This is a genomic window from Neobacillus sp. NRS-1170, assembly GCF_050468025.1.
This window is the reverse complement of sequence record NZ_JBITPF010000025.1, coordinates 185,558-206,007: the sequence shown is the minus strand read 5'-3', so window position 1 is coordinate 206,007 and position 20,450 is coordinate 185,558. Positions and strand designations below refer to the sequence as shown.

Below are 20,450 nucleotides of genomic sequence, written 5' to 3'. Positions count from 1 at the left end.
TGTTAGGAGGCGTTATTCGCTATTTACTATTTGGACGGTTCCGTTTTAAATCTTCACCAGTTGTAAATTCAACCAGTTCTTCGCTGTTTCTCATGCCCTTTTTTCGATTATTATTACGATTGGCATTGGCGTTTCCCAGCTTCGTTCTTCCCACTGCTGTCAGCTCCTTTTTGAGAAATTCATTGATAGTATGAGTGAAAACAAATGGACTTATTCTTTATCTAACATTGGCGATCTTCTGAATTTTGTCATCTGCTCAAAAGCATAGGCTGCCTGTATTAACATTGGTTCACTATAAGCAGTCCCTGCAAAGGTAATCCCCACTGGTTCCCCTTCGGACGTATACCCTGCGGGGACCGCAATCGACGGATAGCCTGCTTTCGCGCTGATATGTGAGCCTTCTTCGTGTGGAAAAACAATTGCATCTAGATTATAGGTTTCTAAAGCGGAATCAATCCCTTGCTGGGTGGAGTGATATAAATCAAACTCCAATGCTTGGACATACTCTGCTTCAGTTAAGGAGCCGCTCGTCTTTTCTGATTGGATCAAAACTGCTTGACCATACTTTAGCATTTTTTCTTCATCTTGATTATTGAATTCAATAAGATCTTTTAAAGAGCGAACCTTGATGGAAGGATGCAGACCATTTAAATAGACATTTATATCAGGTTTAAATTCATAAGTTAAAACATCATATTTCCAGTTTGCTTTTGCAGAAAGAAGCTCAATGTTTTCGATAACTTCTGCTCCTGATGTGTTTAAAACTTCTAATGCCTCAGTGACGACCTTTTGTTTTTCTTCACTTAATTGCTCAATGAATCCCTGTAAGGCGATTCCAATTCTTTTCCCTTTAAGACCATCCTTAAACAGGTATTCCGTGAATTCAATATTAAATAAAGGATTGGTTTGGGTGATTGTGTCCTCTTCATCTTTTCCCGTTAAGGCTGTTAGCAATATCGCTGCATCCTCCACTGTTCGAGTCATCGGCCCCGCCGTATCCTGGGTATGCGCGATTGGAATAATACCTCTTCGGCTAATGAGGCCAACGGTTGGCTTGATTCCTACAAGTGAATTTTGACAAGAAGGATTTAAAATGGAACCGGATGTTTCAGTTCCGACAGCGGCAGCTGCAAAGTTTGATGCAATGGCTGCCCCAGAGCCTGAGCTTGAACCACCTACATCAAACTTACCAGGGCCGTATGGGTTTAATACTTGTCCGCCGCGGGAGCTATAGCCGCTTTTCATGCCGATAGCCATAAAATTCGCCCATTCGGTCATATTTGTTTTTCCGAGAATAACTGCGCCTGCTTTGCGCATTTGTTCCGCAACGTAGGAATCCTTAAGTGCAATGGAATCCTTTAATGCAAGGGACCCCGCACTCGTATGCATTTTATCGTGTGTATCAATATTATCTTTTAATAAAATGGGGATTCCGTGCAAGCGGCTGCGCGGCCCGGATTCCCTTCGTTCAGCATCAAGCGCCGCGGCAATATGTAACGCGTCTGGATTTACCTCCAGGACGGATTGAATTTCTTTATCAAAGCTCGAAATTCTATGTAAATACATCAAAACTAGCTCTTTAGACGAAATCTCTCCGCTCTCTAATCTCTCCTGCATCTCACTTATTGTGGCTTCCTCCAGCCATTCATTAAGCAATTTCTTTAATTTTGGATTTTCCATCGTTTTTCCCTCCGTTTAAATTTATTTATTCAAGACGGGTGGAGTAAATCCTTTTTTTTCTGCTTGAAATGGGGATTTTTCATTGAGAAGTAACCTACGTGACCCAAACTAGCTTGCGACTTCTAATACGGTCACGTAGAAGCGGTCTACGTTACTCAAACTAGCTTGCGACCACTAATAAGGTCACGTAGAGGCGTTTACGTGACTCGAACTAGCTTGCGACTTCTAATACAGTCACGTAGAGGCGGTCTACGTTACTTAAACTACCTTGCGATCACTAATTCGGTCACCTAGAAACGGTCTACGTTACTCAAACTACCTTGCGAACATTAATACGGTCACATAGTGGCGGTCTACGCGACCATAAAGGGCCTTGAACAACTAAAACGGTCACGTAGAGAAATTCTACGTGACCGTAATGAGATCTAAATAGAGTCAAGCCAAGATTTCTTCCTTACTTCCGCAACTTTTGCCCTTTTTCCGTTTCCTCTGCAATTTGCCCCTTGTAAAAGATTCTTTTTTGAAGAGGAAGATTCAACTCTCTGCAATATCTCTTCAATTCCCGTTCTTCTCTTTCGGTGACAAGTGAAATAACGATTCCATCTGCACCCATCCGGCCTGTTCTTCCAGCGCGATGGACATATTGGGTGATGTCTTTAGGAAAATCAATTTGGACGACATGGGTAACCCCTTGAATATCAAGGCCCCTTGCCGCGACATCCGTGGCAACAAGCATTTTCATTTTGCCATCACGGAAGGATTTTAACGCAGCCTGCCGGTCTAATTTTTTCATGTCACTATGTAATATTCCGACAGATAACTCTTTAAAATGTAATTTTTCTTTAAAAACCTGAATCTCTCCAATGTCATTTATAAACGCAAGCGACTTACTTCCCTCTAAACGGGCTATTTTTTCGAGGAGCTTAATTTTTTCCCTTTGTTCGCAAAGGAAGTAAATATGCTCCACCTTTCCCGAGGAAGCCACTTCATCTTTTTCAATACGAAGAACTTCGGGTTCCTTAGTCAAATCTTTTGCCAATTTTTCTGTTGCTGTTTTCATCGTTGCTGAGAATAACACAACTTGCCTGTCACTCATCGTTGATTTTACGATATTTTGAACAGTGCCAAGGTGCTCAGGAATCAATAGCTGATCTCCCTCATCCAGCACAACCATTTTCACCTCATGCATTTTTACTTTTTTCTGTTTGATCAGTTCAAGCAAGCGACCAGGAGTTGCAAAAATCACCTGAGGTCGTTTTTTTAATTTTTCCAACTGGCGCTTAAGATTTGCCCCGCCAATAATGGAAGTTCCACGAATTCCGCTTCCCTCTGACCACTTTTGGAATTCTTGATAAACCTGCATAACTAGTTCCTGCGAAGAGGCTAAGACGACTGCTTGCAGGGATTGGACGGTCGGGTCAATTCTATCTAATAATGGCAATAAATAAGCAAGTGTTTTCCCTGTACCAGTAGGCGATTCGGCAATTACATCTTTTCCTTCTAGGATGACTGGAATGGCGGCGTCTTGAATAGAAGTAGCCGTTTGAAACCCAGACTTCTCCCACGCTTCCTGTAAAAATGGCTTTAAATTGTTCAACATAAAATACTCCTTATTTAAACTCTTTTTTCATAGTATTCGTTTTTTGCAATGATCAATCCATATCGTATTGATACTAACTTATTAACCAAGGTGTGTCTAGTTTCTATGGAGTTATGCCGATGTATTTAAATAAAGAAGGATCCAGGCGATATGGTATATAAGGACGGAAAAATAAAGCACGCATGCGGAAAGCAAAAGCGTCCGAACCCCACCTTTAAATGGACGAAGGGAAACAAGACCTATCAGAATAATTGGCAGAAGAATTTTTATTAAATAAAAGTAAGACCAGCCTTTTTCTATGAAGAACTCCATAATTGGGTTTCCTTCCTCTACGAAACCCGATACAATCCCAAAATGGGTTAGGACAGCATCCAATATTCCAGCAAACAATAGGAATAAACAAAATTTCATGATTTCCTCCAAAATCAATATTTAGTAACCATTGTTTCTTCTTTGTCTTATGCTAATACGTTCGGAATGTTTATTATTTTTAAGTACGTATTTATATAATAATACAAAATCAAGAACATTTCAGTTCTTAATAAAGAATTTTTTCCGGAAATTTATAGGGAGCATTTTCGAAAGGTTTGTGAACAATGTCGCCAAAATGATAAAACCTAGAAGATTTGATGATAGAATGAACAACAAGCAAGATAACAATATAACGGAGTTGAAAATGATGTTTAAGAAAATCTCTCTTATTGCATCAATGTTGTTTTTTCTATTAGGAACTACTGTCCTTGCACATTCACATTTAGAAACCTCATCCCCCCTAAATGGAGAAGTGCTAACCCAGCCATTAAAGGATATTACTCTTACCTTCGAAACAACTTTGGAAAGCACCAGCACATTTACTTTAGAAGATACAAAAGGTACCGCGATACCACTTTCCAAAGTCTCTATTGTAGGGAATAAATTAATCGGATCATTGAACAATGAACTGCCAAACGGCGGTTATAAAATTCATTGGAAAATTATCGGAACGGATGGGCATCCACTTGAAGGAGATATTCCTTTTTCTGTTCAATTAGCAGCAAGCCAAACCACTACTGTTGCAGCATCAGCATCAAATGAAGTGAAACCAGCTGATAAAAATAAAATGGAGGAAGCTGCTGCACCAAAGAAGATTGAGAATGCTGCCTTATTAACCGAAAACACCAAAACTGTGGAGCCTTCATTTAAAGACTATGTTGTCCCTGGATCTGCAGCGTTGTTGATTATTTTCGGAATTAGCGCCTACTGGTTAATTTATCGAAGGAAGCATGCTTAAATGTTTGTTTTAAATATCATTAGCGAGGCTTTGCTTTATTTATGCTTTTCTGTACTGCTGGGCAGTTTTATTTTGCATCTCGTTCCAAAAACAGCTCGCCCATCTATTAAAGTTCCAAAAGGTATTTTATTAGCTGCTGCTCTTGGAGTAGCTCTTCTTTCTTTTGTTCCGGTATTAAAAATTATTCTCTATTTATATAAGGACCTTGGATTAGGTTTGACTATACAGTCTGTTTTGACCAATTTTGAGGTTGGTAAGTCGTGGATTAGCACGGGGGTCATTTCTTTTATTTTATTTATTTATCTAATTCCGATTAAACTGGAGCGAAAACCGCACTTCTCAATAACAGGATTAATTTTTACACTTGCTTTAATCGCTGCACTTGGATGGTCCAGCCATGCCAGCTCTTTATCAAAATGGCCAGGTTTTTTTATTCATACTGCCCATTTTTTAGCTGTGAGTACCTGGATAGGCATCCTTATCGCAGTAAGCTGGTTCTCTAAGAATCATGACAATTGGCTCAAGTTTTTAAAATGGTTTTCACCGATTGCTATCATTTGTTTACTAACCATCATCATCACTGGTATTTCCTTAATGACCTTTGTTATGGATTTAAGCGACTACGCCAATACTTGGCCGTTATCCTATGACCAGGCACTGTTATTGAAGCATTTGGCGATTGTACCGCTGCTTGTTTTTGCATTTATCAACAGTGTCCTAATTCGCAATAAGCTTTCAAAAGGGGTTCCCTTTAATCCTATTCCTTGGATGAGGCTTGAAAGTATTCTCGTGTTAATCATCTTTGCTATAACCGGGGCATTAGGCCAGGAATCACCGCCACATGATATTAAAACAACAATTAAAGCTGAAGGAGCTTCAAAGCTTTTTAGCCTATCACATCAAGGCGGTCTAACATTCCCGTTACATTTTTCACCTGGAATTGCATCGCAAAGCCTAATGGTATGGGCGGTATTTTTCTTAATCTTGATGATTCTTACTTTTATAAAAAAGGCGCCGAAAATGTTTTCCCTTGTTTTGAGCCTGCTATTCATCGTTATAGGATACTTAGCTCTTATGTTAAGTGTGTAAAATAAGAAGCGTGAATCTGCTTTAGATTCACGCTTTTTTTAATGAAAGGACCTCCAAAATTCACCTGTTTGGTCAATGATACTCATTACCTCTTTAAACGGTATCCTGAAGGTTGGAAACCCTGCAGCATATGGGGCGATTTCATAGGGGGAAAAATAGATATTCAAAGACTCGTCACTGATAAAAAAAGGTTGATTAGCTTGAATCCCTTTATAGCTATTGGGGAAAACATAGGAATACTCGGAATTGCTTTTGATTTGCTTGCCAATAATCTCACTAATTGTTGTTACATATGGACTTTTTGGCATAAATAAATCCTTAAGGCTATAAAAGGAACCTGTTTTGAGATTGATATGGGCATACTTTTTTACTGGCATTCCATGGGCAGCACCGAAAGGGTATTTGTAGCCATGTATTTCTATGACCAATAAATTCCCCTTAAAAAACGTAACCTCAAAGTCCCCTAAATAATTGGAATCTAATTGTTTATGGGATGGTACAGCTTTTACCCCAGAAAGCTCTTTTAATGCAGCATTTACACTTTCACTCTTCCCCATCCCCTGTATTTGAGGAAAATAAACTAAATAGTCCTTATTCGGTTTGTATTTCTCCTCTAATACAGCATAATGCTCATTGAGCGGAATCACCTTGTTTTGCTTCCAGATAATCTCACCTTTACTAGAAAGATATATAAGGCGAAAATCTATTTCCCCTTTGATAAGTGTTTTCTCAAACAGTAATCTGCCGCTGCCGCTCACAATCGGAAGGTGCTCAACTCGCTGACCCCTCCTATCTATAAAAAAGGTATTTTGATCATCGGAGACTGAAGCAAAACCATCTGTAAATTTGCTAATTTCATTATAAATAAAACCTGTCAAAATACGCCCATCACCATCAGCAACCGAATATTTAGAACCAGCAAATGGTTTAGAGGGGTCTATCGCTTTGCCAATCGAATAACGGTTGTCATCTAGATATTCTATAAGATTATAGTTTGGTTTAATGATAAAGCTGCCCGTCTGATCAATTAATCCATAATGATCTTTATAATCCTCGGAAACATTGACTATTGCTCGATTATTGATAAAAGATTGTGCACCTGAAAACTTTGGCTCAATGGTGATTTTGCCTTGCTCGTCGATATAGCCACATTTTTCATTGGCACGCACTTGAAATGCCATCATCCTCTGTCCATAATTGCCAACAAAATAAAAAGGATACGAATTTACTTCCTTCCCTGTAAGGTCAATTAGTGCAAATCTTCCTCTATTTGTTTTTACAACTGCTCTGCCATCTGTAAAATCACTAGCAGCTTCATAGGTAAGGGGGATTACTTCTTTCCCTCGTTTATTTAAATATCCATATCTATACCAGCCCTCTTTAGTATAATCAGCCATTAATGCCCGGCTTTCCTTGTAGTCCCCTATATAGGAATAAGCCCTTGAAGTAATCTCTTTTCCACTCTCATCAATCACCTTAAACCCCTGATGATCAATGACAGTGGCCCTCCCCTCTGAAAATGGGTTGATGGTATCATATTTTGGTTTTACAATAAAATATCCTGATGAATTGATGACACCCGCATGATTCATTACTCTTACTATAGCTAATCCATTATCCTGAAAATCCCCAGCATTTTCGTAAATCGGGGGAAGAATGAATTTTCCCTTTTCATTGATATATCCCCATTTGTTCCCTCCAACTTCTTTTATGGCAGCCGGAAAAAGATAAACCGTTCTTTCATTTCCAAACATTAGAGCTCACCCATTTTATTTTTTTATATGTATATGAAAAATATGGGCTTTTGGTTTGTCACCCTTTGCATTGGATAAAAAAAACAGCTATTTACTCGATAGCTGTTGATTATGATTAATGCTCTTTCCCTCTGCTAAACTCAAGTGATATTCCGACGGCGACTTCGTTTGCCGCGATTTGCATATCGGTGAACATTTCCTCGGTATAGGCATGATGGATGACTTCTTTGTATTTTTTTTGAATTTCTGGGAAGCGGACCTTTAAAGATGGTGTCAATTCTCCATCTTCCACTGTCCATTCTTTCCCAATGATGACCACTTTTTTCGGCTGTTCATATCGGGCAAATTTCTGGGTGAATCCGGCAACTTCTTTGGTTAGAAGAAGATGTACCTCTTCTTCTTTAAGCAGCTGCTGGAGATTCCCTGAAAACCCTTTCTTTTTGGCCCAGGGCAAAAGATTTTCTAAGTTTGGCGTAATCAAGGCAATGACATATTTTCTGTCCTGGCCGATTAAAACCGAATTGTCAATGTAGATACTTTGTGTAATCGCATTTTCCACTGGCTGGGGAGCGACATTTTTTCCGGTTGTCAGCACGATAATTCTTTTTTTCCGGTCAACAATTTTTAGAAAGCCTTCTTCATCAAACCTACCAATATCCCCCGTTAAAAACCATCCATCATTAAAAGCTTCATCTGTTGCCTTTTCATCCTTGTAATACCCCTTCATAACACTCGGACCTTTTACCAGCACTTCTCCATCTGAAGCGACTTTAACCTCTAGATTTGGAAGCGGCTTGCCAACCGTTCCGACCTTTGAGCGACTCATTGGATTGCTGCATACGACTGGTGAAGTTTCTGTTAGACCATAGCCTTCGAGCACAGGGATATCCACTGCCCAAAAAAACTTCCCTATTTCCGGATTAAGGGCACCTCCGCCAGAAATAAGCCCTCTGACTCTTCCTCCTAGTTTCTTTTTCACTTTGCTGTAAACAAGAGCATTGGCCAATTTCCAGCTTTTCTTTATTTCTTTTGGCAAAAAACCATTTTTCATCGCATCATCGAAAGTTAACTTTAAATAATGGTCATATTTTTTCATGCCGATTTCGATTGCCCATTTAAAAATTTTCTTTCTTAATGGTGTGCCTGTTTCCACCATTTTTTGGGCCTGAGCATAGACTCTTTCGAAAAGAAGAGGAACGCTGACCAAAACTGTTGGCCGGACCTCTAAAAGGTTTTCCTGGACTTTATTAATTCCTTCCGCATAGGCAATCGTTGCCCCAACAGAAAGTGGCATAAATTGCCCTGCCATCCGCTCGAACACATGCGAGAGGGGCAAATGAGAAAGTAAAACATCATCTGGCCTTGCTTCCAGCACCCAGAATTGAATCCCTTCCACATTGGAAAGGATATTTCCATGAGTCAGCATGGCACCCTTTGGTTTTCCGGTAGTTCCTGAAGTATAGATGATTGTGGCAAGATTCTCCCTAGTTAATCCGCTCCATACCTCTTCCCACTGATCGAAAGGATGGACGGAACCAATATAGGCTAAATGCTGCAAGGATAATAGGGCTTCAGTTTCTCTGAAATTCTCTCCTGGAAAAATAATCGCTGTTGGAAGGGGAACTTTACCATTAAGAAGGATCTTTTTTAGATACTTATCATCTTGAACAAAAATAAAAGCACATTCGGCATTTTGCAAAATGTAATCGATCTGCTCGGGCGGCAGGGTGGAGTGAATCGGCACACATACAGCCCCAAGACTCATGATAGCCACATCTGCAACAGGCCAATACGGATTGTTTTCTGATAAAATCGCTACCTTGTCATTTCGTTTTATTCCTAGATGGACAAGTCCGGCTGCAATGTGTTTTACTTTTTCCCAAAAGGAATGATAGCTGATGCCTTGATACTTTCCGTCTTTTTTCCATAAAAATACGTGTTTCTCGGAAAATCGTTCGGCTGAACGAGACACCATTTCTACTAAATTTATTGCCTTCATTTGACACCACCTTCGAAAATTAACATTTTGGCTTTTAGAGTTGTTCTTTCACGCTATATTGCCGTAAAATGCTTTCTATTTTCATTGCTTTGCCAATATCACCATTAATTTTTAACTTTCCTGTCATAAAAGCCATCGTTCCGTTTAGTTTCCCTAATAAAAATAAATGGAAGTTTCCTAGTGACATGATCAATCTACAATCAGCAGGGGTTCCAGAGCCTTCCTGCATGGTAGCTTTTCCATCCTGGAAGCGGAGCTGGTAAACCCCTGACTCCTCCCCATCAATGTCAAATTGATAGTTTGCATTAAACCCCTGAAACGGCGCTGAATTCGCATTTAATAACTCTTCAATCTTATTCATTAGATTTTCTAAAGAATACTCTTCTATTTTTTTCGACATTCCCTCATTCTCCTTTAACACATGTGAATTTTCTGTAAATTCAGTATTTTATCATATTCATATGATACCAATACGTATTCGTATCAAACAACTAATATTTTTCGACATTTTTTCAACATGGATTAAGTGTTTATTAAAAGGCTCTGTTAACTTAGTTGTTGATTAACGCTCCAATCAACAGTGTTAAAATCAACAATGCCCTTTATATTCATTAATTTTATATTACGAAAGAACAACGAACCAGTAATTGATGATTATAAAAAACAAAAATACTTTCCCTTGTTCTTCATCCTTTTCTCAAAATCCCTCGACAAAAGACGGAAAACGTAGTATTTGGCTGTAATTGTAGTCAATAATATAAAAATGACCTACTCACATTTGAATAGGTCATTAAACAATATATCATTTGAAATCAATTTTTATTTTTTGCGACTTGCCAATTTCTTTACGATTTTTATCCAAAACATCGCTAGTTTGAATTTCTACCCATTTTACATCTGGACTTGATTTTTCAACAATGAAACCAAGTGCTCCCTGTTTTGAACCATTTGGCTCAATTTCCCCGCCCAAATACTCTATATAAAAGTCATCTTCGAAGTTTCTTGTCTCACCATTGCTTGTATTAAGATGAGCAATAGGCCCGAATTGAACTGTTTGATCAGATTTATTGACTAATTCCACTTCTACTTTAATAAAATCAAATTCTTCATAGTGTTCTGTATAATAATGAAAATAATCCATTAAAGAATATGTCGGCATATTGTGAATGAGCTTAACATTCTTGATTTTCATTTCAACTGGTCCTACTGTATAGATCTTATTTAAAGAGGCAAACCCTTTTAAGGTCACTTTACCTTTACTATCTTCTATTGTTTGACCAACATTAAGAAGTTTCGTATCATCAGACACTTGTGGGTTTGGGACATAGACATCAGATAAAGATTTAGCTCTGTTTTTTTCTTGATTTGTATCATCATTCTTTTTTTCAGACACATGTTCCTGTTTTTCTGTTGCTTTCGCTGTAGGTTCTATATTTTGAACGGCATTGCAGCCAGACAATACGACGGATAATCCTAGTATGATAGGAGTCAATAATTTCACAAAAATCCCCTTCCTATTTTGGATAGTAGGTTAAATTTTTTTAATCAACATGTCTTAAAAAAAGTTCCCGTTGAGCACAAACACCCAACGGGGATATTAATATTTTTATTTACAAAGATTACTTACCATTTTTTAGAATGTCAAAGATATGTTTTGCTTGGTCAGTATTTTCAATATTTCCAGCAAACAGGTTACTTCCTGGACCGTAAGCATATACGTTAACATCTTCACCAGTATGACCGCCAGTTGTCCAACCAGTTACAGAACGAAGGTCAAAAATAGTTTCGATTGCATTATCAATCGTTGTAACATTCTTCGATTCAGCAGCTTTTTTAACAGAACCGATTTCTTGCGGTGTTAATTGCAAATCAATGTAGTTTTTAAGAGTTGTTTCTACATCGGCACCTTTTGCAATTTGTTCTGCCATAAAGTCAGGTGTTCGTTTTGCTTTTGAAATAGGAGCTCCAAACCAGTTATAATCCCCTCTAGCACCAATAGAGTATCCGCCAGTTGAATGGTCTGCAGTTGCAATAACTAGAGTATGCTTGTCTTTCTTAGCAAATTCAACCGCAGCTTTAAATGCTTTCTCAAAGTCTTCCATTTCACTCATAGCTGCTACAATATCATTATCATGTCCTGCCCAGTCAATTTGACTTCCTTCTACCATTAAGAAGAAACCATTTTTATTTTTGCTCAATTTATTTAATGCTGTATCAGTCATGTCTTTCAAAGAAGGCATAGATGATTCACGGTCAAGCATTTTTGGCATTCCGCCTGGAGCAAACAATCCTAACATTTTAGAGTTGTCATTTTTCATCATTTCGTCTTTGTTAGTAACATAGGCGTATCCATCTTTTTTAAACTCTTCTGTTAAATTACGGTCTTGACGGACAAAGTTTGTTAAACCGCCTCCAAGCATGACATCGATTTTATGCTCACCATTAATCATTTCATCATAATAGTCATCAGCAATAGCGTTCATGTTTTTACGGCTAACGTCATGTGCACCGTAAGAAGCAGGTGTTGCATGTGTAATTTCTGAAGTAGCAACCAATCCAGTTGATTTACCCTTTTCTTTTGCTGCCTCAAGAACAGTTTTTACAGAAGAACCGTCATTATCTACACCAATAGCTGCATTGTATGTTTTTACACCAGCAGACATGGCAGTAGCTGCAGCCGCTGAGTCCGTAACATTTTGATGAGGATCTTCCGGATATGTTTTTTGTTGACCAACTAGATATTTATCAAATTCTGTTTGTTCTACCTCTTTTGTTGATGGGTTGTCCTTTAAGTAACGATATGCAGAAGTATAGGAAACTCCCATTCCGTCTCCAATTAGGAAAATAACATTCTTAATTTCTGCATTGTTTTGTACCGCCTCATTAGCTTTAACATCGTTATTAGCCGTACTGAACAAGGCTCCGAATGCTACTGAAGATAAAACCGCTATTGGTAAGATTTTCTTTTTAAGTTTGTTTTTAAACAAAATAATTTCCTCCCCCGTTTTAATTAAAACCTAATGAATTTCTCATCAAATTTTAATTTTTGGTTACTGTTAAACTATAAAATAAGATTGTTAATCCACTATGAAAACAATGTAAAGATTTTGTTTATAGTATGTTACAAGTCTTAATAAATATGGCGAGATTAACACTGCGACTAACAAAAAAAGGAACCTTTTTCAGTTCCCTTAAGCAATAATACATATTGCTTGTGTTTTCATATGTGATTTAACCGTTCTTCACTTTGAACTTTTTTGAAAAAAAAGCATCCGTTAATTGGCGAGATTAACGAATGCACTAATTACTATCCGATTTAGGAGGCGGGCGAGGTCATCATAGCTTATGCGCGTTCCCCCATCTACATTGTAGTTCTGGACAACCACTTCATTAATAGCTCCAACCATCGCTTGGGAAACGACTTGCATTTCGATTTCTGAAACAGTTGAGGGCAGCAGTCCTTGAACTGTCTTAAAAATAAGCTGGGCAAAACGCCGGTGCGCATCGCTCCTTACTTTTTCAACATCTTGGGATACTCCGACAGATTCCACGAGCATTAAGCCTGCAACTTTAACATCTGAAAAGCAAATTTCGATATAACGCCGAATTCCAAAATAGGCTTTATAAGCGTACCGATTTTCTTGTTCACTCGCTTGTTTAACCTCACTTATAATTTCTGAGAACAGTACCTCAAAAAGACCGGCCATCAAATTCTCTTTACTGGTGAAGTGTTGATAAAAGGTTGTTTTTGATACCCTTGCCATCTCGACTATATCTAGGACAGAGGTATTTTTAAAACCGGTGGTGGTAAATAATGATAGTCCTGCATAAAGGATTTTATCTTTTGCTTCTTTTGGCATTTCCTCAACAAATAGCATTGTTCATCATTCCAATCTCATTCGTACGAAAACGTATTATTTAAATATTAAAAGATATTAATTTGTTTCACAAGATTCTTTTTTTAATAGCGCTGTTAAACTTGGTTGTTGATATGCGCTCCAGGCGCTTCGCTTTCCGGGGGCGTGCCAGGGAGCCTCCTCGGCGCTTTGGCGCCTGCGGGGTCTCCCGCAGGAGTCTTCGCGCCTTCCGCTCCAATCAACAGTGTTAAAAATTAGCACTAGCCTTTAACACATCCTTTTAAAAAGTAAGAGCAGCCTTCATATTGGGCTGTCTAACCCCTAATGACCAACATAATTGGCATCAGGGATTAATTGTTTCCATTCATTATAGGATATGATGGTTTCCCAGTGCCCTGTAATTTTGGCAATTCCGACAATCAAGACAAAGAGGGCTAGGAAACCAACCGGCACAAACCATTTGTTTACTTTTTTGTTTACTACCGTCATATACAATGTATCTTTAATCGGACAGGCCTCCACACAGGACATGCAGGCTGTACAATTAAGTGAATTGACTGTTTTTACCTTATGAACCTTTAATCGCTGAGGGCAAACCTTTGTACACATTTCGCAGTTTATACATGTATCTTCATTTCTACGGATTTTAGTGATTCTAAGGATGCTGCCAAGTCCAATCATCGCACCATACGGACAAAGGAATCGGCACCAAAAGTTTTTGAAGAACATGGATAAGATGAAGATAACAATAATAAATTTTAAAGCGAAACCGCTGATATTCAAGAAAAACAAAAGCATTTTCACATCGGAAATTTTATTATAGGGATCATTTAAAAATGACTTGGCGCTGTAGATTGGCATTGAAATAATCATATTGATAAAGAATAAGAGTAATAAATACTTTAGAGGAGTTAACAGCCAAACGAGCCACGTCGGAATTTCAAAATTTCTCTTAAAAATCTTTTTAACAAGCCAGGCTATCCATTCACTGACCGTTCCCACTGGGCAAATCCAACTGCAAAAGGATTTTCGAAAAATAATTCCTGCTCCAACAAAGAAAGCAAATAAAACGAGACCGGCAGGATGAATTTGATCAAACTCCCCGTTCACCATCCATACCTTTAAGGCAACCAGCGCACTGATCGGAAGAAATCCCTCAACTGCCGGTGGCCGTTCTACAAAAGGGGTCTTTCCAAGCGTCTCAAAGTGCATATAAAATTGATAGAACGTAAGACCTGCATATAGCAAAAACAAAAGAAACACAGCCTGAACGGTATATCTAGTAATCTGAACTGGCTTACGCTTCAGCTGTTTCCTGTACCACGCTCTTGATTTCATCCCCATTCCTCCATTCCTAATACTTTTACTATAAGTAACTAGAAAAACAGGGTATGTGATATTAATCATCGCTAAGATTCATTTCATAAAGATGTCACATTGCCATCTAAATTTTGTCAAAAATCTTAAGAGCCAGAGGATGAGATATCCTCTGGCTCTTTTTATTTTTCTGAACCAAAAATAATATTATTTTGTTTTCGGGCCTCTTCCGTTATGCGAAGAACAATCTTACTCCATTTTTTAAACTTCTCATATTCTGTTACATTATTTGTTCTAATTATCTTAGCGATATTTATACATTCATAAACCATATTTTGTTCCTCTTGGTCGACACTCAGGATCTGACTTTCTTTTGAGTGACTATCAATGAATTTAATTTCTGAAATAGGGGCCGCGTCTTCGAGTATAAAGGTTCCTTTTTCTCCATGAATTTCACAAGGAAGAACGGAATCGGAAATTTTTGAACACATAATCGTACAAACAAAATCATCGTACTTTAAGAGAAGCGTACCGCTTCCATCTACACCGCTCCTCAATATGAATGGGTGATACGCGACAGATTCCGGTTCCCCAAAAAGCCCCACTGCTAAATAAAGTGGATAGACCCCTAAATCAACGAGGGCACCGCCAGAGAATTTTGCAGAAAATATATTGGGTTCCTCTCCTTGGAGAAACAAATCATACCGGGAAGAGTATTGGATATAGGGCAGTATGGTGCTTCTTAATGGCCCGGCTAGATGAAGCTTATCTTTTAGTATTTGAAAATTCGGCGTATGCATGTTGCGAATTGCCTCAAATAAATACACACCATTCTCCTCTGCAATTCGGTATGCTTCTTCTATCTCGGCCGAATTTGAAAAAATTGGCTTTTCACAAATGACATGCTTTTTATTTTTCAAAAAAACAAGTGTCTGTTCGAAATGAACAGAATTTGGTGAAGCAATATAAACAGCCTCTATCTCCTCGCTTTTCGCCATTTCTTCTAAATCTGTATAATATTTTGGTGCATGATATGTATCAGCAAGTTGTTTCGCTTTTTCTGCTGTCCTGGAAAAGACTCCTGCTAACTGCATTTGACCGCTTAGCTTCGCTGCCTGAATGAAGGATTCTGTAATCCAGCCGGTTCCGACTGTTCCAAAATGGATCATCTTTGTACCCCTTTCTGTTGTTTACTTTTAAAACACCATTTTAGCCTTTTTTTCTCCTGCTTTCCATTTTGAACTAAAAAATTTCCAAATCAGAATGTTTTGTTCATGAATTGATGGGAACAATGGAAAATTATCAATATTTATGGTATTTATAATTAATAGATAAGATGAAAGAGGTTGAAATGGGTGGACAATCAAACATCAAATTTTATAAAAGATATTATGATAAAAGATTTGGAATCAGGTAAACACAACAAAATCGTGACTCGTTTCCCGCCGGAGCCAAATGGATATTTACATATTGGGCATGCGAAATCGATCTTCATCAATTTTGGGTTAGCCGATGAATTTAACGGCAAAACCAATTTACGATTTGATGACACGAATCCATTAAAGGAAGATATCGAATTCGTCAATTCCATTAAAGAGGATGTCAAATGGCTGGGCTTCGATTGGGATGACTTATTATTTGCCTCTGATTATTTCGAGGAAATGTACAAGCGAGCGGTTCTTCTCATCAAGAAAGGCTTAGCCTATGTGGATGATCTTTCCGCTGACGAAATTCGCGAGTACCGCGGTACACTAACAGAGCCTGGAAAGAACAGCCCTCATCGCGATCGTTCAATTGAAGAAAACCTTGATTTATTTGATCGAATGCGAAATGGTGAATTTGAGAACGGTCAAAAAGTACTGCGAGCCAAGATTGATATGTCTTCTCCAAATATTAATCTGCGCGACCCTGTCATTTACCGTATTGCACATGCAACACACCATAACACAGGCGATAAATGGTGCATATATCCGATGTATGCATTTGCCCATCCGCTTGAGGATGCAATTGAAGGAGTCACTCACTCCATCTGTACAATTGAATTCGAAGATCAGCGTCCGCTTTATAATTGGGTTGTCGAACAATGTGAAATGGAGAACACGCCTCAGCAAATCGAATTTGGCCGCTTAAATATTACTAATACTGTTATGAGTAAGCGTAAGCTCAAGCAGCTTGTCGATGAAGGGTTTGTAGATGGCTGGGATGATCCCCGCATGCCGACTATTTCTGGAATGAGAAGAAAAGGCTTCACTCCCGAATCCATTCGTGAATTTGTTCGTGAAACTGCCATTTCAAAGAACAACTCTATGGTTGATGTTCAAATGCTCGAGCATTTTGTCCGGGAGGATTTGAAATTAAAAGCGCCTCGGACAATGGGTATCATTGATCCATTAAAGGTAGTCATTACAAATTATCCTGAAGGACAAATTGAATTACTTGATGCAGAAATCAATCCTGAGGTTCCAGAAATGGGTATGAGAAAAATCCCATTTTCACGTGAAATTTACATCGAGCGAGACGATTTTATGGAAGATCCACCAAAGAAATATTTCCGGCTGTTCCCAGGTAACGAAGTTCGCCTCAAAAATGCGTATTTCATTAAATGTGAGGAAGTCATTAAGGATGCAAGCGGTAAAGTTATCGAGCTTCGCTGTACCTATGATCCGGAGACGAAAAGCGGCACAGGCTTTACAGGAAGGAAAGTAAAGGGTACGATCCACTGGGTGGAAGCAACTCATGCCGTACATGCTGAGTTTCGCTTATACGAACCACTTATTATGGATGAAACTGAAAATGAAGGCCAAGATGGAAAAACATTCCTTGACCAAGTCAATTCCAATTCACTTGAGGTACTCCAAGGCTTTGTTGAGCCAAATATGAAGGAAAGCAGACCGTACGATAAGTTCCAATTCTTTAGACACGGCTACTTTAATGTCGATCCAAAACACACCACAGTCGATAAACTAGTCTTTAACCGGATTGTTTCCTTGAAAAGTTCATTTAAAATATAAGAAAAAAGAGGGTGCAAATACACCCTCTTTTCTTATTCTGTAGTTGAAACAGGGACCTCTAAGATAATCTTTGTTCCTGCCCCTGGTGTAGTATTGATGGTAAGTTCACCCCCAACGGACCGTGCTCGTTCATCCATGCTGAATAGGCCGACACCTGGCGACTTCTTTTTTAAGTTAAAGCCTTTCCCCGTATCTTCAATCATCACCCTGACAATATCGTCCATTTCTCTAACGGTGACTTTAGCTTTATCAACATCCGCATATTTTCGGACATTTGTTAACGCCTCTTGAATAATCCGATAAATCGTCAACTCAATGCTAATGGCAAGCCGTCGATGTAATACGCATTCAAAAAATACATCAATATTATAATGATCTGAATATCGTGATAAAAAAGAACGAATGGCTGGTACTAACCCAAGGTCATCTAAAACAGAGGGGCGAAGTTCCCATGAAATTTCGCGAATTTCTTCAATTAATTGGGTCGCTTCTGTTTGCATTTGCTCAAGCAAAGGATGATCCATTTCAGAAAGCAAACGATTAATCGTGATTAAATGACTGTATAGATTTTGTCCGATTCCATCATGTAAATTTCGCGATAATCGCTTTCTCTCTTCTTCTTGAACATCGATGATCGTCGTCATCATTTTTTGTAATTCCTGCTCTACACGTTTTCTCTCGGTAATTTCATAGCGAATCGATAAGTATTGATAAGGCTTGTTCTTTTCGTTTAAAAAAGGGACAATTGTGGTATCCATCCAATAGAATGTTCCATCCTTCGCTTTATTACGAATCTCGCCCTTCCATACCTTTCCATTACCAATTGTTCTCCACATTTCTTTAAAAAAGGCTTTGGAATGATAACCCGAATTTATAATCCGATGATCTTGCCCCAGCAATTCTTCCCGATTGTATTTAGAAATATAACAAAATTGATCATTTACATATGTAATAATGCCCCGCGAATCCGTAATCGCTACAATCGAAGATGCATCCAGGGCAAATTTATAGTCCATCAGTTCATTTTTCGTCAGCTGAAATTCCCTTTCCATTTCCAACCCCCTGCATCAAAGAATAATATGAGCTTTTAATAGGTGTTCCAGGGTATGAGCAGATTCATCTGCCAACTGCTGCTCGTTTTCGGTAAACGTATACGCTTCCCTTTTCCCAACAAGCAATACGCCTTTGGGAACACCATTAAAAAATAAAGGAACGGCATAGGAGGAAATGAGATTTTCAGCCAGCATAATAGGATAATCAGTCACTTTTCCAATGATTTCATTAGGGAAATTTGCCAGCATCATAGGACTTCCACTTGAAATGATTTTTCCGGCAACACCTTTCCCGAATCGGACCGTTATTCTTTTATATTTATCATTTAAATTGCCGGCTGCATAATGCCATCTGACATCAGGGCCGGATACATTTTGGAGGGCAAGCCCCACAAAATCACAGCTGACTAAAGTTTTTAGTTGGTTGCAAACCTCAATTACTGCTGGGTGTTCCTTTAACTCTGTCATCCCTTATAATTCTCCTTAAATACCATAACCTAATAACCCCTTTTTAACGGCATATTCAACCAACTCAGGCCGGGTTTTCATTTGCAATTTTTCCATTAGATTTCCTTTATGGGTTTCGACCGTCTTCACACTAATGATAAGCTGCTCGGCTATTTCCTTGTTCGAATATCCTTTAGCTATTAAGGTTAATACTTCTTTTTCACGGTCAGATAAGAGATTGTATGTGTCATTGCCATCTTGTTTTACACCAGCTAAGTATTCTTCCATTAATCTCTTTTGAGCCGAAGGATGAAGATAGGCATCTCCTTTAGCAACTGATTCAATTGCTGACATTAATTCATCATGGGGAGCGCTTTTTAAAATACACCCGGATGCTCCGCCTTGAATGGCACGAAACAGGTATTCTTCATCATCATGCATCGTCAAAATCAATATATTTACTTCTGGCATGAGTTTTTTTAACTCGGTTGTAGCTGTCAGTCCATCCTTACCATGGGGCATGCTTAAATCCATCACTACTACATTGGGCTTAAGTTTTTGTGCTTTTTTGATTCCTTCATTTCCTTCGGATGCCTCACCGACTACCTCTATTTCGGGATTGGTATTCAATAGCATTTTTAAACCGCTTCTCACAACAGCATGATCATCGACCAACAGAATTTTTATCAAAATAAACTCCCCTTTAGAGACTATTTAAAACGGAAGAGAAATTTGTATAGATGTACCCTCCCCTATTTTAGAGGAAATCGTACACTCCCCGCCAGTCAGATGCATCCTTTCCTTCATCGCCGCAAGACCTGATGAAGAGGTATGATCTTTCGGTTCTACTGGTTGAAATCCTTTACCGAAATCATGAATGTTAATCTTTAACTCATCCTCATTCCAATAAAAATTCATTTTTACCTCTGAGGTATCTGCAAATTTTGCAATATTCACAAGTGCTTCTTGGCATACCCGAAATACAGCGATCCTGTTTCTTTCTGGAATCGACCTTTCATCACCATATGATTCTAAATCAACTAGAATGCCAAAGGTGGAGGTATATAACTTAATATAGTTTTTCACGGCTGGAAGTAAACCAATGGTTGTTAGGGCAGGCGGATGTAATTCAACCGAAAGCAGCCTAATTTCTTGAATTGTCTTTTCGATCAACAAGGACATTTCACGCAGGTGATTTTTCATATGCGGCTCTTTTATATTTGTTTCAACAAACTGCATGCCTGTTAATATGCTATACAGGTTTTGTCCGACCCCCTCATGAAGTTCAAGAGCAATCCTTTTTATTTCTTCTTCTTGTGAATCAATAATGTATGAGCTAATTTGCTGTTTTGGATTTATTAATTCCATTCATCA

At 38.5% G+C, this 20,450-nt stretch carries 19 protein-coding genes; 3 read left to right on the top strand and 16 right to left on the bottom strand.

What is annotated here, in order from left to right; all coding sequences use genetic code 11:
• Positions 1–19: 19 nt before the first annotated feature.
• The 4 genes from ACIFOT_RS11155 to ACIFOT_RS11140 form a co-directional block, all read right to left on the bottom strand.
• Positions 20–154, bottom strand: a complete 135-nt coding sequence (locus ACIFOT_RS11155) for a hypothetical protein (protein ID WP_263297732.1) — start codon at positions 152–154, stop codon at positions 20–22.
• A gap of 56 nt (positions 155–210) precedes the next feature.
• On the bottom strand, positions 211–1,680 hold the full coding sequence (locus tag ACIFOT_RS11150) for an amidase family protein (protein WP_430064553.1): 1,470 nt from the start codon (positions 1,678–1,680) through the stop codon (positions 211–213).
• A 454-nt stretch (positions 1,681–2,134) separates the two neighbouring features.
• Positions 2,135–3,280: a DEAD/DEAH box helicase gene (locus tag ACIFOT_RS11145; protein ID WP_430064552.1), complete on the bottom strand. Its 1,146-nt coding sequence runs from the start codon at positions 3,278–3,280 to the stop codon at positions 2,135–2,137.
• A gap of 111 nt (positions 3,281–3,391) precedes the next feature.
• Positions 3,392–3,691 (bottom strand): DUF5658 family protein, encoded by a 300-nt coding sequence (locus ACIFOT_RS11140; RefSeq protein WP_430064551.1) that lies wholly within the window; start codon positions 3,689–3,691, stop codon positions 3,392–3,394.
• A 226-nt stretch (positions 3,692–3,917) separates the two neighbouring features.
• Between ACIFOT_RS11140 and ACIFOT_RS11135 the strand changes: the two genes are divergently transcribed.
• Complete coding sequence (locus ACIFOT_RS11135) at positions 3,918–4,550, top strand: copper resistance CopC family protein (RefSeq protein ID WP_430064550.1); 633 nt, start codon at positions 3,918–3,920, stop codon at positions 4,548–4,550.
• Positions 4,551–5,639, top strand: coding sequence for a copper resistance D family protein (locus ACIFOT_RS11130; protein ID WP_430064549.1), 1,089 nt, complete (start codon positions 4,551–4,553; stop codon positions 5,637–5,639).
• Between the two features lie 38 nt (positions 5,640–5,677).
• On the opposite strand, the gene ACIFOT_RS11125 is transcribed toward ACIFOT_RS11130, so the two are convergent.
• From ACIFOT_RS11125 to ACIFOT_RS11090, 8 genes are all read right to left on the bottom strand, one after another.
• Positions 5,678–7,393 (bottom strand): WG repeat-containing protein, encoded by a 1,716-nt coding sequence (locus ACIFOT_RS11125; RefSeq protein ID WP_430064548.1) that lies wholly within the window; start codon positions 7,391–7,393, stop codon positions 5,678–5,680.
• 115 nt (positions 7,394–7,508) lie between these two features.
• Positions 7,509–9,392 carry an AMP-dependent synthetase/ligase gene (locus tag ACIFOT_RS11120; protein ID WP_430064547.1) on the bottom strand — a complete coding sequence of 628 codons (1,884 nt, stop codon included), beginning with the start codon at positions 9,390–9,392 and terminating at the stop codon, positions 7,509–7,511.
• A 34-nt stretch (positions 9,393–9,426) separates the two neighbouring features.
• A complete protein-coding gene (locus tag ACIFOT_RS11115; RefSeq protein ID WP_430064546.1) occupies positions 9,427–9,792 on the bottom strand; it encodes an SCP2 sterol-binding domain-containing protein in 366 nt (121 codons plus the stop codon).
• A 402-nt stretch (positions 9,793–10,194) separates the two neighbouring features.
• Complete coding sequence (locus ACIFOT_RS11110) at positions 10,195–10,893, bottom strand: DUF4352 domain-containing protein (protein ID WP_430064545.1); 699 nt, start codon at positions 10,891–10,893, stop codon at positions 10,195–10,197.
• Between the two features lie 118 nt (positions 10,894–11,011).
• Positions 11,012–12,379, bottom strand: coding sequence for an alkaline phosphatase (locus ACIFOT_RS11105; protein ID WP_430064544.1), 1,368 nt, complete (start codon positions 12,377–12,379; stop codon positions 11,012–11,014).
• Positions 12,380–12,667: 288 nt separating this feature from the next.
• Positions 12,668–13,270, bottom strand: a complete 603-nt coding sequence (locus ACIFOT_RS11100) for a TetR/AcrR family transcriptional regulator (RefSeq protein WP_430064543.1) — start codon at positions 13,268–13,270, stop codon at positions 12,668–12,670.
• Between the two features lie 300 nt (positions 13,271–13,570).
• A complete protein-coding gene (locus tag ACIFOT_RS11095; RefSeq protein WP_430064542.1) occupies positions 13,571–14,587 on the bottom strand; it encodes a 4Fe-4S binding protein in 1,017 nt (338 codons plus the stop codon).
• A gap of 161 nt (positions 14,588–14,748) precedes the next feature.
• Positions 14,749–15,735: a Gfo/Idh/MocA family protein gene (locus tag ACIFOT_RS11090; protein ID WP_430064541.1), complete on the bottom strand. Its 987-nt coding sequence runs from the start codon at positions 15,733–15,735 to the stop codon at positions 14,749–14,751.
• Between the two features lie 186 nt (positions 15,736–15,921).
• Between ACIFOT_RS11090 and ACIFOT_RS11085 the strand changes: the two genes are divergently transcribed.
• Positions 15,922–17,577, top strand: a complete 1,656-nt coding sequence (locus ACIFOT_RS11085) for a glutamine--tRNA ligase/YqeY domain fusion protein (protein WP_430064540.1) — start codon at positions 15,922–15,924, stop codon at positions 17,575–17,577.
• Between the two features lie 32 nt (positions 17,578–17,609).
• Here ACIFOT_RS11085 and ACIFOT_RS11080 read toward each other — a convergent pair whose 3' ends face one another.
• From ACIFOT_RS11080 to ACIFOT_RS11065, 4 genes are read right to left on the bottom strand one after another with little or no spacing between them, the layout of a single operon-like run.
• A complete protein-coding gene (locus ACIFOT_RS11080) occupies positions 17,610–18,629 on the bottom strand; it encodes a PAS domain-containing sensor histidine kinase (RefSeq protein WP_430064539.1) in 1,020 nt (339 codons plus the stop codon).
• Positions 18,630–18,644: 15 nt separating this feature from the next.
• Positions 18,645–19,097, bottom strand: a complete 453-nt coding sequence (locus tag ACIFOT_RS11075) for a GAF domain-containing protein (protein WP_430064538.1) — start codon at positions 19,095–19,097, stop codon at positions 18,645–18,647.
• Positions 19,098–19,112: 15 nt separating this feature from the next.
• Complete coding sequence (locus tag ACIFOT_RS11070) at positions 19,113–19,766, bottom strand: response regulator (RefSeq protein WP_430064537.1); 654 nt, start codon at positions 19,764–19,766, stop codon at positions 19,113–19,115.
• Between the two features lie 24 nt (positions 19,767–19,790).
• Positions 19,791–20,444 carry a sensor histidine kinase gene (locus tag ACIFOT_RS11065; protein WP_430064536.1) on the bottom strand — a complete coding sequence of 218 codons (654 nt, stop codon included), beginning with the start codon at positions 20,442–20,444 and terminating at the stop codon, positions 19,791–19,793.
• Between the last annotated feature and the right edge of the window lie 6 nt (positions 20,445–20,450).

Coding starts and splice junctions, on each gene's coding strand:
- ACIFOT_RS11150 (WP_430064553.1), bottom strand. CDS start 1,680: ATGGAAAATCCAAAATTAAAGAAATTGCTTAATGAATGGCTGGAGGAA.
- ACIFOT_RS11145 (WP_430064552.1), bottom strand. CDS start 3,280: ATGTTGAACAATTTAAAGCCATTTTTACAGGAAGCGTGGGAGAAGTCT.
- ACIFOT_RS11140 (WP_430064551.1), bottom strand. CDS start 3,691: ATGAAATTTTGTTTATTCCTATTGTTTGCTGGAATATTGGATGCTGTC.
- ACIFOT_RS11135 (WP_430064550.1), top strand. CDS start 3,918: ATGAACAACAAGCAAGATAACAATATAACGGAGTTGAAAATGATGTTT.
- ACIFOT_RS11130 (WP_430064549.1), top strand. CDS start 4,551: ATGTTTGTTTTAAATATCATTAGCGAGGCTTTGCTTTATTTATGCTTT.
- ACIFOT_RS11125 (WP_430064548.1), bottom strand. CDS start 7,393: ATGTTTGGAAATGAAAGAACGGTTTATCTTTTTCCGGCTGCCATAAAA.
- ACIFOT_RS11120 (WP_430064547.1), bottom strand. CDS start 9,392: ATGAAGGCAATAAATTTAGTAGAAATGGTGTCTCGTTCAGCCGAACGA.
- ACIFOT_RS11115 (WP_430064546.1), bottom strand. CDS start 9,792: ATGTCGAAAAAAATAGAAGAGTATTCTTTAGAAAATCTAATGAATAAG.
- ACIFOT_RS11100 (WP_430064543.1), bottom strand. CDS start 13,270: ATGCTATTTGTTGAGGAAATGCCAAAAGAAGCAAAAGATAAAATCCTT.
- ACIFOT_RS11095 (WP_430064542.1), bottom strand. CDS start 14,587: ATGAAATCAAGAGCGTGGTACAGGAAACAGCTGAAGCGTAAGCCAGTT.
- ACIFOT_RS11090 (WP_430064541.1), bottom strand. CDS start 15,735: ATGATCCATTTTGGAACAGTCGGAACCGGCTGGATTACAGAATCCTTC.
- ACIFOT_RS11080 (WP_430064539.1), bottom strand. CDS start 18,629: ATGGAAAGGGAATTTCAGCTGACGAAAAATGAACTGATGGACTATAAA.
- ACIFOT_RS11075 (WP_430064538.1), bottom strand. CDS start 19,097: ATGACAGAGTTAAAGGAACACCCAGCAGTAATTGAGGTTTGCAACCAA.
- ACIFOT_RS11065 (WP_430064536.1), bottom strand. CDS start 20,444: ATGGAATTAATAAATCCAAAACAGCAAATTAGCTCATACATTATTGAT.